General features: G+C 46.2%; 16 protein-coding genes and 1 riboswitch. Of the genes, 12 read left to right on the top strand and 4 right to left on the bottom strand.

What is annotated here, in order from left to right:
- Window positions 1-130: 130 nt before the first annotated feature.
- Genes BQ5375_RS01000 through BQ5375_RS00990 form a run of 3 tightly spaced genes read left to right on the top strand, consistent with a single transcriptional unit; the run spans window position 131 to window position 1,948 of the window.
- Window positions 131-739 (top strand): hypothetical protein, encoded by a 609-nt coding sequence (locus tag BQ5375_RS01000; RefSeq protein ID WP_022132941.1) that lies wholly within the window; start codon window positions 131-133, stop codon window positions 737-739.
- A gap of 21 nt (window positions 740-760) precedes the next feature.
- Complete coding sequence (locus tag BQ5375_RS00995) at window positions 761-1,372, top strand: hypothetical protein (RefSeq protein ID WP_022132940.1); 612 nt, start codon at window positions 761-763, stop codon at window positions 1,370-1,372.
- 36 nt (window positions 1,373-1,408) lie between these two features.
- Entirely contained in the window at window positions 1,409-1,948 is a 540-nt protein-coding gene (locus BQ5375_RS00990) for an AlkZ-related protein (protein WP_022132939.1), read from the top strand.
- Window positions 1,949-1,997: 49 nt separating this feature from the next.
- On the opposite strand, the gene BQ5375_RS00985 is transcribed toward BQ5375_RS00990, so the two are convergent.
- Genes BQ5375_RS00985 through BQ5375_RS00975 form a run of 3 tightly spaced genes read right to left on the bottom strand, consistent with a single transcriptional unit; the run spans window position 1,998 to window position 5,000 of the window.
- Complete coding sequence (locus tag BQ5375_RS00985; RefSeq protein WP_022132938.1) at window positions 1,998-3,140, bottom strand: ABC transporter substrate-binding protein; 1,143 nt, start codon at window positions 3,138-3,140, stop codon at window positions 1,998-2,000.
- A gap of 19 nt (window positions 3,141-3,159) precedes the next feature.
- Window positions 3,160-3,969, bottom strand: coding sequence for an ABC transporter ATP-binding protein (locus BQ5375_RS00980; RefSeq protein WP_022132937.1), 810 nt, complete (start codon window positions 3,967-3,969; stop codon window positions 3,160-3,162).
- Window positions 3,966-5,000 carry a FecCD family ABC transporter permease gene (locus BQ5375_RS00975; protein ID WP_022132936.1) on the bottom strand — a complete coding sequence of 345 codons (1,035 nt, stop codon included), beginning with the start codon at window positions 4,998-5,000 and terminating at the stop codon, window positions 3,966-3,968. Before BQ5375_RS00975 ends, BQ5375_RS00980 begins: the two co-directional genes overlap by 4 nt.
- Window positions 5,001-5,168: 168 nt before the next feature.
- Here BQ5375_RS00975 and BQ5375_RS00970 point away from each other — a divergent pair, with 168 nt between their 5' ends.
- The 9 genes from BQ5375_RS00970 to BQ5375_RS00930 all read left to right on the top strand — a co-directional run bounded on the left by BQ5375_RS00970 (window position 5,169) and on the right by BQ5375_RS00930 (window position 12,159).
- Complete coding sequence (locus BQ5375_RS00970) at window positions 5,169-6,092, top strand: GNAT family N-acetyltransferase (protein ID WP_022132935.1); 924 nt, start codon at window positions 5,169-5,171, stop codon at window positions 6,090-6,092.
- Window positions 6,093-6,225: 133 nt separating this feature from the next.
- Entirely contained in the window at window positions 6,226-6,681 is a 456-nt protein-coding gene (locus tag BQ5375_RS00965) for a MarR family winged helix-turn-helix transcriptional regulator (protein WP_022132934.1), read from the top strand.
- Entirely contained in the window at window positions 6,653-7,981 is a 1,329-nt protein-coding gene (locus BQ5375_RS00960) for an MATE family efflux transporter (RefSeq protein WP_076917287.1), read from the top strand. The genes BQ5375_RS00965 and BQ5375_RS00960 overlap by 29 nt, the downstream gene beginning before the upstream one ends.
- 115 nt (window positions 7,982-8,096) lie before the next feature.
- A complete protein-coding gene (locus BQ5375_RS00955) occupies window positions 8,097-8,828 on the top strand; it encodes a class I SAM-dependent methyltransferase (protein ID WP_076917286.1) in 732 nt (243 codons plus the stop codon).
- Window positions 8,829-9,098: 270 nt separating this feature from the next.
- The gene (locus BQ5375_RS00950; protein WP_076917285.1) at window positions 9,099-9,545 is read left to right on the top strand and encodes an Hsp20/alpha crystallin family protein; all 447 of its coding nucleotides are present in this window, start codon (window positions 9,099-9,101) and stop codon (window positions 9,543-9,545) included.
- A 126-nt stretch (window positions 9,546-9,671) separates the two neighbouring features.
- Window positions 9,672-10,121 (top strand): GNAT family N-acetyltransferase, encoded by a 450-nt coding sequence (locus BQ5375_RS00945; protein ID WP_076917284.1) that lies wholly within the window; start codon window positions 9,672-9,674, stop codon window positions 10,119-10,121.
- A gap of 100 nt (window positions 10,122-10,221) precedes the next feature.
- The gene (locus tag BQ5375_RS00940) at window positions 10,222-10,794 is read left to right on the top strand and encodes a DUF3796 domain-containing protein (RefSeq protein WP_076917283.1); all 573 of its coding nucleotides are present in this window, start codon (window positions 10,222-10,224) and stop codon (window positions 10,792-10,794) included.
- 3 nt (window positions 10,795-10,797) lie between these two features.
- Window positions 10,798-10,998 (top strand): helix-turn-helix transcriptional regulator, encoded by a 201-nt coding sequence (locus BQ5375_RS00935; protein WP_022132928.1) that lies wholly within the window; start codon window positions 10,798-10,800, stop codon window positions 10,996-10,998.
- Between the two features lie 65 nt (window positions 10,999-11,063).
- A riboswitch (NiCo riboswitch) is annotated at window positions 11,064-11,142 on the top strand.
- A 108-nt stretch (window positions 11,143-11,250) separates the two neighbouring features.
- Window positions 11,251-12,159, top strand: a complete 909-nt coding sequence (locus BQ5375_RS00930; protein ID WP_022132927.1) for a cation diffusion facilitator family transporter — start codon at window positions 11,251-11,253, stop codon at window positions 12,157-12,159.
- Between the two features lie 57 nt (window positions 12,160-12,216).
- Here BQ5375_RS00930 and BQ5375_RS00925 read toward each other — a convergent pair whose 3' ends face one another.
- The gene (locus tag BQ5375_RS00925) at window positions 12,217-13,374 is read right to left on the bottom strand and encodes an aldo/keto reductase (protein ID WP_022132926.1); all 1,158 of its coding nucleotides are present in this window, start codon (window positions 13,372-13,374) and stop codon (window positions 12,217-12,219) included.
- Window positions 13,375-13,434: the final 60 nt, after the last annotated feature.

Here is a 13,434-nt window from a genome sequence, read left to right as displayed (position 1 = left end):
GTATTTTTATTCTTTTTAGCTAAAAAATATCCTTTTTTTATTTTCTACAAACCTCCTTGTTTTTTCAAAACTTCCATGATATGATAATTTTAATAGTAATCCTGATTTTTATCGAATCGAGGTGCTTTTTATGAATCGAATCCTTGGGCTGATGCTTTCCCTGACCCTTTGTATGACGCTGCTCTGCGGCTGTCAGGTACAAAAAGGAAACTATCTCAAACCGGTCAAACTCACTGAATCCGAGCGTGAGCTGCTGACACTTACCAATCCAAACCTTCCGATTCTGCTGGACTACCATGTCGAGGGTGCAAAATCGATGGCAATCGAAAAGATGATCTTAAAAGATGGAGCATGGGTCAAGGAAGAAGGTTCCTTGTTTGCTATGGAAACAGATGACGCTTCCAAGCCGATGGAGGGCCGCATGGCGCTCAATTACAGCACCGAGTCCAACAGTTTCGGACTTACCTCCGCTGCGGTGCGGGAAACTGCCGGAAGCCTTGCGCGCACCGCTGAGCTGAGCAATCACTCCGAATACGAGATGCGCAGTGCAGCTACCAACCAGAATGAGACTACCGTTACCCTCAATGAGCCGGTCTACCTGCTGCTCTTCTGCGCAGACAAACCGGATAACTCCAGCGATGGAACTGTCCCAACCGACCCGCTTGCTCACCCGGAAACCTTTACCAGCGAGTACGTTGAGATGATTACCGTCACCTTTTCTGATAAACCACTTCACTAAAATCCAGTCACGGAGGTACCGATGAAAAAACTGCTTCTTTCTCTGCTGAGTATCCTTATGCTGATTTTCCTGCTTTCCGGCTGTACGCCGCAGCAGGAAAAAGTCGGCAACTATCTTGAAAAGGCAGAGCTTACCGAAGAGGAAATCAATATTCTCAAGCTGGCAGAGGCACAGGAACCACTCCTGTTTGACTTTACCGTCAACACGGGAAAATCCTTTACCATTCAAACCTTTGAGCTTCAGGATGGACAGTGGGTCGCTTCACAGGGCTATTCTTCTAGCATCAATCAGGATAACCTTCCGATCGATGGACGCATTGCCATCCGGCAGGATGAAAAAACTGGCGCTCTCCTTTTGATTGCAGTACAGAGTAAGACCGGTTTTACCCATTCCGCTCCGATGCCGGATGAAAGCGTACCGGAATATTCTGCTCATTCCACCACTTCTCTGAGCAGCCGCACCGAAATTCAGATAAACAAACCAATTGCGTTTCACGTATACTACGGTTACTCGGATAGCCAGACCTCCCACACCGCTTATTTCCCGGACTATGCGCTGGAGCATCCGGAAGAAATCGACAGCGACTATGCTCAGATTGTTGCCATTACCTTTTCAGATAAACCTTTGTCCTGATATACGCTAAAATAGATTCTGAAAGAAGGCGGACAGATGAACCATCTTCTGAATTATCTTGAGCACAACGGCATCTTGCTGTGCAACCAAAACCCGTTTCTTCCCGCGTTGGAGGATATCGGATGCAGCTGGAACGATGTGGTGGAACTGATTGACAACCATCAGCTGTTTTACTGTAAGGTCTTTCAAAAGCGCACCACCTATCTCAGTGCGGAATGTTACTACCTTTTGAAAAATCTTCGTTTCCCAAAACCTCTTACTCCATCCGCCGAGAGAATTTATTCTTTTCTGCTCAACAAAGCTCCCGCAGAGACCACCTTTTTGAAAAGCGTCTCCGCTCTTTCTCCCAAAAGCTATCAGCAGGGCTTTGACTTTTTGCTGCAAAACCTGTATGTGACCGCATTTTCCAACTGCCAAACCCTCAACCCTAACTGGTCCTCTTTTCGGTATTGTACCAGTGTGACGTGGGAGGATGTTTCCCCTAACTGCTATTGCATGGAAAACGCAAAGGAGCGTCTTTGGGAGATTTTATCTCACATCATGTCAGAAAAACTGTTTTGTTCCTTACTGCGATAAAAAAACGCCGCTTGATTTAAGCGGCGTTTTTTTATACGATTTTTTTATCCTATCTGCCCAAAATTTCCTGTGCCTGCTCTTCGGTCAAGTCATAGTGGTAAAACAGGCTGTAAAATTCCTGCACTTCCTTCACCATATCATAGTCATAGATTTCAGGATAAAGCAGATTTCCCAGCCATTTGACACCGATGACGCGGTTTGCTGCCGGAGGCTGGTCCAGAAAGCTGTACGGCTCAGATGGAATTTTGCTGTAATTGCCTTCCTGCACCGCTGTCAGCTCCTGCCAAACCGGATCATTTGCCACACCATCTGCCATTGACTGCTCGCCAAACAGCAGAACATCCGGATTCCAGTTGAGCAGCTGCTCAAAGCTGATCTCTATTGCACCGCTGCCAGCACCTTCCACCTGCACGCAGTTGTCAGCGCCCACAAGTTCAATTACTTCGGTATGAAAAGAGCCTTGTGCAAAACTGCTCAGTCCGTTCTCATTCAGTCCATAATAAACGCTCTTGCGCTCCTCCTGCGGAATGGATGCCGACTTTTCCTGTGCATCCTGCATGGTCTGGTCACAGTAGTCCGCAATTTTGTTTGCCTCTTCTTCGCAGTCAAGCAGCTGTCCCAATGTACGGAAGGCTGTTCCTGTTCCTTCCAAATCTGCTTCGATAAAAACGACCGGAATTCCCAGCTGTTCCTGAAGATCGTCCAGTTCCTCTTTCATGCCGTCCTTGACCTCACCGATGTCGATAATGACCTGTGGATCTGCCGCAATTACCGCTTCTTTGTTGAGGTCAGATTTGCTTCCGTAAAAAGCCCCAAAGACTGGAAGATTTACAAACTCTTCTCCATAATAAGCCTCTGCATTCTTGGCAACCTCACCGGCACGTCCCACCATCTTGTCTGCTGCAATGGAAAACAGACACTGCTGCGCCATATTTCCGGACGGAGCGACCCGCTCGATCTGCCCTTCAAAAGAAACCGTTCTTCCCAGCGAGTCAGTAAACTCCCACTGACCTTCCTTTGTCTGTTCCGTATCCTGAGCACTTTCTTCCGTTTTTTCTGCTGTCTGTGTCTCCTGTGTCTGCTCAGTCTGTTCGGTTTGCTGTGTCTGCGAGCAGGCAGAAAATGCTGCTCCCATCATCAGTGCTGCCAGCATCAAAGCCATCAGTCTGATCGTAAAATGTTTTTTCATCATATAAAATTCTTCCTTTCGATTATTGTATCTGATCCGGCACGCACACCAGATAGCTTCCATCCGACTGCTCAATCGAGTGAATCCGGACATTTACTCCATAAGCCTCATTTAAAATCTGTCGGTCAACTGCTGTCTGCGGACTGCCCTCACTTAATACTTTTCCATCTTTGAGTACCAGAATCCGGTTTGCATAATTTAATGCATGTTCGGGATTATGGGTAGAAAGCAGGATACCGTATCCCTGCTGGGCTAAGGAGGAAATCATCTGCATAACCCGAATTTGGTTGCCGTAGTCAAGATTTGCTGTCGGCTCGTCCATCAGCAGGTAGTCCGCATCCTGTGCCAATGCCCGCGCAATCAGTGCAAGCTGGCGTTCTCCTCCGGAAATCTCCGCAATGCTGCGGTCGCTCAGATGGGAAATTCCCATCCGTTCGATTGCCCTATGCGCTGCCTCTTTCTGCGCTTTGCCGGGACTGGAAAAAAGGCTGTGGGAACCAGCTGTTCCCATCAGCACCATCTCAAAGACAGTATATCCAAACACCGGTGTGCTGTACTGCGGAATGTAAGCGATCTTTTCTGCAAGCTCTCTCGTACTTAAGGTGCGCAGATTTTTATTTCCCAGGAAAATATTGCCCGAATAACCGGTATTGATTCCCAGAATGCAGCGAAACAGTGTGCTTTTTCCAACGCCGTTTGGTCCAAGCAGACAGAGAAAATCCTTTGGTGCAAGGGAAAAGCTCACCTTTTGAAGCACAGGATGATTTCGATATCCAAACGAAACCTCTCTGACTGAAAGGATCTCTTGATGTTTCATCACATGTTCCATCATCTCTTTCCCTCCTTTAACAGCAGATAGAGAAAGAACGGTGCCCCCACAAAGGAGGTCAGAATCCCCAGTGGTATCTCCGCCGTAGTCAGGGTGCGCGACAGATTGTCCACCAGCATCATAAAGCTTGCGCCCAGCAAGAGGGACGCTGGCAGTGTGGCGCGGTAATCGTATCCGACCATCATTCGCGCAAAGTGCGGAATCACAAGTCCCACCCAGCCGATCATACCGCTAATCGACACACAAGCGGCTGTAATCAGCGTAGCGCACAGAATAACCACATAGCGCAGTATTCTGGTATTCACCCCGATGCTCCTTGCTTCTTCCTCGCCCAACGTCAGAATATTAAGCCGCCACCGAAGCAGCAGCAGAATGAAACATCCAATCCCAATCGGGATAACTGCAAACAGGAGATCCTGCATTCGAATGGCAGACAGGCTTCCCATCAGCCAGTAGGTAATCTCAGGCAAAGTATCGTTTGGGTCTGCCACCAGCTTGATAAAGGATATTCCCGAAGAAAACAATGAACTTATCATGATGCCGCCCAATACCAGACCGATCATCGGGCTGGATTTTACCTGGGACGCAACCAGCTGCACCAGAAGCACCGCACCAAGACCGCAGACGAAGGAAAAGGCAGAAATGTTAAAATAGGAAAAGCCCAGCAAAATTCCCAGTGCCGCACCAAAACCAGCTCCCGCCGAAGCACCCAGCACATCCGGGGAAACCATCGGATTTTGAAACAGTCCCTGATAGCAAAGACCCGCTGCAGAAAGCCCTGCTCCGATCAGGGCTGCCGAAAGCACGCGCGGCAATCGAATATTGAACACAACACGTTCTGCCGCTGAACTCCAGAATGGTTCTATTGAAATCAGGCGGGAGAGAAGGATTCCTCCCAGTTCTTTTGGGGAAACTGCATATCTTCCCAGCAAAAAAGACCCCAGAAAGCAAACAACAAACAAAATCCCAAGCAGCAGAATTGTCCGAATCCTGCCTTCCCTGCTTTCTTTTCTGATCCCTTCTTTTTTTTGCATCCAATTCCTCCTGTTCTGCGTTATTCTCAGATAAGAATAACGTATTTCTTCTGATTCGTCAATAGATTGGATTCGTCCTGGTTTCCTGTTTACAAAAATCGGATTTGTGATACAATCATCTTGTCCGTATATTCTCCCATCATGCAAAGTTCTTGCAGAGGAAACAACATGCCGACTCGATTTGTCACCATACAAAACAAGGTTTATCAGTTTGACTATGACTATAAAAACACCGATTTCCGCCGGGAGGCGCTCAATCGGATGACCAAAGAAACCTGGGGATTTTCCTTTGAGCGCTGGTATCAGAACGGTTTCTGGCCGGACAGCTGCGTGCCCTATTCCCTGTTTGACCTGCAAAAGATGGTCTCCCATGTCACCGCAACGATTTTCACCTTTGCACTGGAAGGGAAAACGCTCAAAGCGCTCCAGCTTGGCACAGTGATGACCGACCCGGATTATCGCGGTCGTGGACTGAGCCGCTGGCTGATCGACAGGGTGCTGGAAAATTTTGAGCAGCAGGTTGATTTTGTCTTTTTATACGCTAACGACAGTGTGCTGGACTTCTATCCAAAGTTTGGATTTAAGCGTGCTCCGGAATTTTTTGCCGCCGCTGAACAGACTGATAAAGACAGGATTGCTGCAAATAAGGCTGATGTCCGCAAGCTGGATGTAACACAGCAGCAGGACCAACAGATTCTTATGCGTATCGCTTCTCAAACAACTGCGCAATACCGGATGACACCACTGCAAAACCAATCGATGCTCTTTTTGTACAGCGGCTTTTCCGAGCTAACCTTTCTGGAAAACAGCCTGTACTATTTCCCGGAAATGGATGCTGTTGCCATTGCTTCTGTCAAAGAGGATACTCTGGCTGTCTATGATGTTCTGTCCCCGAAAAAAGTTCCACTTAACCACATCATTTCTTCCCTGTCTGATTCCCAGACCAAGCGGGCGGAGCTTTATTTTCTTCCGGAAGAACTGTCCGGCTTTTCCGTTTTCCCTCTTGAGCAAAAAGACTCCACCCTATTTGTTCGGGGAACCGATTTGTTCTTTACAAAACAGCTCTGTCTTCCTGTCACCAGCCATACCTGATTTCTTGTTTGTCTGCCCTTCACCATCATGGTGGAGGGCTTTTCTTTTTCGACACTTGACGGTTTAAAAATTCTATGGTAATATCATTAAGTTAATTTAATTATATTTGCTTAACTATTTGGAGGTGTTTTCCTTGACACGCGATGTTGTAAAAAAATTTTTCTATACTCTTTCCTTAAATGAACTGAATCTGATGAACCATAACCAGCTTTGTCCGGATGTCAGCTATAACACTCTGCTTTATCTGGATCTGATCTACTTTATCCCTGACTGTACTGCCAGCAAGATTGCCCAGCAGCTTCATATCTCAAAGCCAGCAGTCACCTCAAAAATCAATGATATGATCGCACAGGGGCTGGTCAAAAAGGTTCAGAGCCAGAAAGACAAACGGGTCTACTATCTCACCTTCAACGATCAGGTTGCCAAAGCTTATGAAAATTATAACCGCAGCCTTTGTCGTGCGGTTTCTCTTGCAGAGCAGGAAGTTTCTCAGGAAGAGATCGATGTTTTCTGCCGCGTACTGGAAAAAATCGGAGAAAAATATATGGAGGACATAAACCATGAACAACCAGATTGCAAAAAAATTTGATACCCTATCCCTGTTAAAATTCACTCTTCCCTCTATGATTATGATGCTGTTTATGGCATTATATCAGATGGTGGATGCGGTGTTTGTATCAAATTTCGTTTCTGAAACTGCGCTGTCCGCGCTGAATATCGTTTATCCGCTGATCAGCTTCATCATTGCAGTGGCTGTCATGCTTGCCACCGGAGGAAGTGCTGTCATCGCCAAAAAGATGGGAGAGGGAGAACATGCCCTTGCCCGTCAGTTATTCTCGATGGTGGTGCTGATCGGTGTGCTGTTTGGTATCGCCATGACTCTGGTAGGGATTTTCTTTACCCGCCCGCTGATTCATCTGATGGGTTCCACCCTTGCCTTGGACCCTTACTGCTACGACTATCTGTATACCTTGATGCTGTTCTCTCCGTTTGCTGTGCTTCAGCTTTTGTTCCAAACCTTCTTTATCACAGCCGGCAAACCTCATCTTGGCCTGGTCGTTACTGTCCTTGCCGGAATTGCCAATATCTTTTTCGACTTTTTGTTTATCGTTGTCATCCCTCTGGGTGTAAAGGGTGCCGCTTATGGAACGGCCATCGGCTACTGCATCCCGGCAATCTTTGGCCTTATCTTCTTCTCTCTGGATCGAAACGGCAGTCTGCACTTTGTGAAGCCGACCTTTGACGCCCCTGTTCTGGCACACATCTGTGCAAACGGTTCCTCCGAGATGGTAACCAACCTCTCCAATGCCGTAACAACTCTGTTTTTTAACCTCACCATGCTGCATTATCTCGGGGAAGCAGGCGTTGCTTCCATTACCATTGCTCTGTATGCACAATGGTTTTTGACCTCAATCTATTTTGGATTTGCTTCCGGTGTTGCACCGGTATTCAGCTATAATCACGGCTGTGAAAACCATGAACAGCTGCACCGCATTTTCAATATCAGCATCCGTTTTGTTGCTATCAGCGCTGTCGGTGTCGTGCTGTTTGCGCTCCTTGCCTGCGATATGCTGATTTCCATCTTCGTCTCTCCTTCCAGTGAGGTATTTTCCATTACCTCATCGGGATTTAAACTGTTTGCCACAAGCTTTCTTTTTGTGGGAACCAATATCTTTTCTTCCGGTATGTTTACCGCACTCTCCAACGGAAAGGTCTCCGCAATCATCTCCTTTCTGCGAACCTTCGTCTTTCTGCTGCTGTCCATGTTCTTGCTTCCAATGGTGATGGGAGTAAACGGAATCTGGCTGACCGTTCCGGTTGCAGAATTGCTGACACTGGGCGTTTCTATTTTTTACTTCATTCGACTTCGTAAAGTTTATCACTATTAATTTTACACGATTTTATGCTTAGAAAGGGCTGATGAGGCATGCATGGCCACAAGCGCAAATAGTCCCATACGAAAGCCAAACAAACTGAATCTATTTTCGTATGGGGGATTTTACCATGAAAGAGAACAAATATAACGAAAAAACCTTTTTTGAAAAATACAGTCAGATGAGCCGCTCCAAACAGGGTCTTGCAGGAGCAGGTGAGTGGAAAACACTTGAGCCGCTCCTTCCTGATTTTCGTGGAAAAGCGGTGCTGGATCTCGGCTGTGGCTATGGATGGCACTGCATCTATGCCGCGGAGCACGGTGCCAAACAGGTCATCGGCATCGATATTTCTGATCGCATGCTTGCTGTTGCCCGGGAAAAGACTCATTTTGAACAGGTGGAATATCGCTGCACCGCAATCGAAGACGCTCAGTTTGAGGAAAGCAGCTTTGATATTGTGCTTTCCTCCCTTGCCCTGCACTATATCGAATCCTTTGATATGGTTGCAAAACAAGTTTCCCGCTTCTTAAAACCGGGAGGAACCTTCCTGTTTTCCTGTGAGCATCCTGTCTTTACCGCAGAAGGCTCCCAGCAGTGGGTGACCAATCCGGATGGCAGTATTGCGCACTTCCCTGTCGATAACTATTATTATGAAGGAAAGCGCACCGCAAACTTTCTGGGGGAATCGGTAACGAAATATCATCGTACCCTTACCACCTATCTGATGGGTCTGCTCAACAACGGTTTTGAAATTACCGCTGTTGCAGAACCTATGCCGCCGGAAGATACGCTGGATCTCCCCGGCATGAAGGATGAGATGCGCCGCCCGATGATGCTGATTGTTCGTGCAGTCAAAAAATAAGTTTCTCTGAAAAGGCTCCCGAAACAGGGAGCCTTTTTTATATTCTTTTACCAAAGAATTACAGTATTTTGTAAACTTATTGCATAAAATATGTTCTTTATGGATGGTTTGTAAATATTAGCACTCTCCTATTGACAGTGCTAATATTCAGAGTTATACTATGTTCAGAACAAAAGAAAAAGACCTCCAGAGGAACGAAAGCTCCTCGCAGAGATCCAATCCCGATGTTCTTACGAACAGTTATAATGGATTTAAATGGAGGAATGATTTATGTTATTACCAAGCCTGTTTGGAGAAAACCTTTTTGATGAAATGATGAACTTTGATTTCGACAAAGAACTGGAACGTATGACCAGACCTTTGTACGGAAAACATAATAAGAACATGATGAAGACCGATGTTCGTGAAACTGAAAACAGTTATGAACTGGACATCGACCTGCCTGGATTCAAGAAAGATGAAATCAGCATCCAGCTGGACAACGGCTATCTGAGCATCCAGGCTGCAAAAGGTCTTGATAAAGACGAAGAAAAGAAAGATGGTCAGTATATCCGCAGAGAACGTTATGCAGGCAGCATGAGCCGTACCTTCTATGTCGGCGATGCTCTGACCCAGAACGACATTCATGCAAAATTCGAGGATGGTATCCTGAGACTGACCGTTCCGAAAAAAGAGCCAGCTAAAATCGAGCAAAACAAATACATCGCAATTGAGTAATTTTCCTCTCTAAATGCGTCAAAAAGCAGGGAGCCAAGAACCGAATGGTTCTTGGCTCCCTGCTTTTATTATGCTATACTTGATACAAAGCTCCGACAAATATCTATCTTAAAGGAGGAAGGTTTCATGTTTTCCTTTTTGGATCGTTTTGACAGAATTACTGGAGAAATTCTTACCTTAAAAATCATCGAGAAAAATCCCGGTGATGAGCAGGCAATTCCTTTTTACTATTATGATATTTACAAAAACGATTCCGACCAGCCCATCGGAAAGATCAGCATTCGGATCGGCCATAATTTCCACTCCTACTATAACGGAAATTTAGGTTATGAAATTGATGAACCATATCGCGGGCACCATTATGCCATGATCGCTTGTCAGATGCTACTGCCTGTTGCAAAAGTGCATGGGATGGATTATCTGGATATTACCTGCAACGAAGACAACATCGCTTCCTATAAAACGATGGAACACCTTGGCGCAGAATTACTTGAAATATGCGATGTTCCAAAAACCTATTGTTACTGGGAGGAAGGAATCAAACCACATCGTATCTACCGCTTAAAACTAAGCTAAATCTTTTCAACTTCCTTTCATGGGAGTTGATTTTTCTCTTAAAAAGTGATATATTTATCTTATAAAGAGATATATTTATCACTTTTAAGGAGGAACCTTTATGAAGCAATGCTTCTCCCTCAAATTCCTGTGGAAAGTTTATGCTGTGCTGATTACAATTTCCATTATCCTCATGCTCATTAACCCTGATCTCCCCATGAAAGAGGTCATTTTATGTCTTACCATTTTGATCGTATTCAGACAGGACTACACTCAGCTTGTTTCCGATCAGTCAAAAGAACAACCTTCCCGCACTCCTCATGTCAACCCTAAGCTGGGCTGGCTGGGTCTGCTGGGATTTTTGGGATTTTCCGGAATCCCCTGTTATCTGCTTTCCGGACAGACTTTTCCCTTCCTTTTCTTCTGTTTCTTCGGATTTTTCGGATTCTTTTTCGAGGGAAAACTTTCCGATATCCTGCGCGACGAACGCTTTTGTCAAAATGAACTGCGCGCCACCGCAAATGCCTCTCGTTTTTGCATCCAGATGATCGCTTTTTGCGTCGTCATATCTGCACAGCTGAACTCCTCTCAGTTCCTTTCTCCGTTTTTAATGTCCTCTCTGGGGCTGTGTCTGGGATTGGTCAAATTTTTACAGCCCTATCTGCTGTACCGCTACGACCAACTGGAGGACTAGGATATGCCGGAATTTCGCTGCGAACTGAAAAAATACAGACAACTCAAAAACCTGACACAGGAACAGCTCGGTCAGATGGTGGGGGTACGCCGGGAAACCATCATGCGCCTGGAAGCTGGAAAATATAACCCTTCGCTGAAACTGGCGGTGGATATTTCCCGTGTTGTGGGAGCACCGATTGAAGATATCTTCATCTTTGATTAACACCTTGACCTTCCCATCTGCATATGATATAATGTTGGGTATACTCTTTGCACTGCATCTTATCTACAGTACAAACTGAGCAGGCGTAATGCCGGGTCACCTTGGTGACAGCGGATGAACAGTATGGGCATCTGCGGGACAGTAGTTTACTAGTTATTGTCCCGCAGGTGCTCTTTTTTTCGGGACGGTAACCTGATAAACTTTGCAGGTCACAGAGTTATCTTTCACTTTTTACACTGGAGGTAACTTACCATGAAAAACCAAAACCCATCCCAAACCATCGTCAACGAAACTCACCTTGCCATGCGCGTTTCGGTCATCAGCGTCATTGTCAATCTGGTGCTGTCCGCCTTTAAGTTACTGGCAGGTATCTTCGCCAATTCCGGCGCGATGATCTCGGACGCTGTCCACTCCGCCTCGGACGTGTTCAGCACCTTCATCGTCATGATCGGTGTCACTATCTCGGGCAAAAAAGCAGATAAAGAACATCCATACGGACATGAGCGCATGGAATGTGTGGCCGCCATTGTCCTTGCTGTCATCCTCTTTGCAACCGGACTTGGAATCGGTTGGAGCGGTATCCAGAAGATTTTCTTTATGAACTCAGATTCTCTGGAAGTTCCGGGAATGCTTGCACTGATTGCTGCGCTTGTTTCCATCGTCACCAAAGAATGGATGTACTGGTTCACCAAATTCACCGCAGACAAAATTCGCTCGGATGCACTGCGTGCTGACGCATGGCATCACCGTTCCGATGCGCTTTCTTCTATCGGTGCTTTAATTGGTATCGGCGGCGCAAGACTGGGATTCCCTGTTCTGGACCCGATTGCCAGCGTGGTTATCTGCCTGTTCATTCTGAAAGCTGCCATCGATGTATTCCGCGATGCAGTCGACAAGATGGTCGACAAATCCTGTGATGAAAAGACCATGGAGGAAATGCGCCAGGTCATCTGCAAACAGGATGGCGTGCTGGGCATCAGCAGCCTGCAGACCAGAATGTTCGGCTCCCGCATCTATGTGGATGCCGAGATTGAAGCAGACGGCAGCCTGACACTGGTACAGGCGCACGATATCGCCGAGGAAGTTCATCAGTCGATTGAAGACTCCTTCCAGGATGTAAAGCACTGCATGGTGCATGTAAATCCGGTTCACAATGTATAACCTATGGTAAAGAAAAGGGACTGTTCCGTTGGAACAGTCCCTTTTTTATTTTCATGATTATTTTGCAGCTTCAGCAGCTTCCAGTTCTGCTTTTTTATCCAGATAGAGGCGGTGGATCATCGCCAGTTTATCCGGAATCTCAATGCTCTGTGGACAATGGTTCATGCACTGCTGGCAGCCAACACAGTGTTCTGCGCCGTTGCCGTTTTCCATAACCTCTTTGTAGTCCTCTACAAATGATTTGTCCTTTCCAAAGATCTTCAGGCGGGAATAGATTGCAAAGATTTCTGGAATATCCACACCCATCGGGCAGTCCATACAGTAACGGCAGCCGGTACATGGAATATCGTTTACCTTGCGGATTTCTTCCACTACCTTTGCAACTGCTTCCAGTTCCTTCTCGTTCATTGGCTCAAAGTTGGTCATCATTGCAACGTTATCTTCCAGCTGTGCCATATCGCTCATACCGCTGAGCACAACAGTAACCTGAGGAAGAGATTCTACCCAACGGATTGCCCAGCTTGCAATCGAGCGGTTCGGTTCCATCTCCAAAAATGGTTTTGCTCTCTGTTCATCCAGTGTCGCCAGATATCCGCCGCGAACCGGTTCCATAACCATACAAGGCAAATTTCTCTTTTCCAGTTCACGATACAGCTGTTCTGCGCCTTGATTCTGCCAATCCAGATAGTTTAACTGAATCTGAACAAAATCCCAGTCATAGTCATTAAGAATCTGGGTAAATACCGGATAGGTGTCATGGAAGGAGAAGCCCAGATGTTTGATCTTGCCCTGACGCTTCATTTCCTGCAGAAATTCCACACAGTGGAATTCTTTTACCTTCTGATAATGATTGCGGTTTAAGCTGTGTACCAGATAAAAGTCGATGTAATCGGTTTTGAGTGTCTTAAGCTGACGCTCAAACAGATCTTTCATCTCCTGCTCATCCTTGCAGACCCAGATGCTCATCTTGTCTGCCAGATAGTAGCTGCTGCGATCGTAGATTTCAAATGCTTTGCCGAAAATCTTTTCAGATTCTCCTTTATGGTAAACCACAGCGGTATCAAAATAGTTGACGCCCATGTCGTATGCTTTTCTCAGAAGTTTTACAGCTTCCTCAACATCTACTTCATCACCGTTCTTTGGGAAACGCATTCCGCCATAACCCAGACGGGAAATCTCACATCCAAACTGTGGAATCATTCTGCGGTCAATCATGTTTTCTCGCTCCTTCTTCTCAAAAACAAATTTTGTGCTTTTGATTTTCTTCTTTACCAC

The sequence above is a fragment of the Negativibacillus massiliensis genome (assembly GCF_900148495.1).
Lineage (GTDB): Bacteria > Bacillota > Clostridia > Oscillospirales > Ruminococcaceae > Negativibacillus > Negativibacillus massiliensis.
The sequence above is the reverse complement of the archived record's forward strand: the minus strand, read 5'-3'. Positions and strand labels throughout refer to the sequence as shown.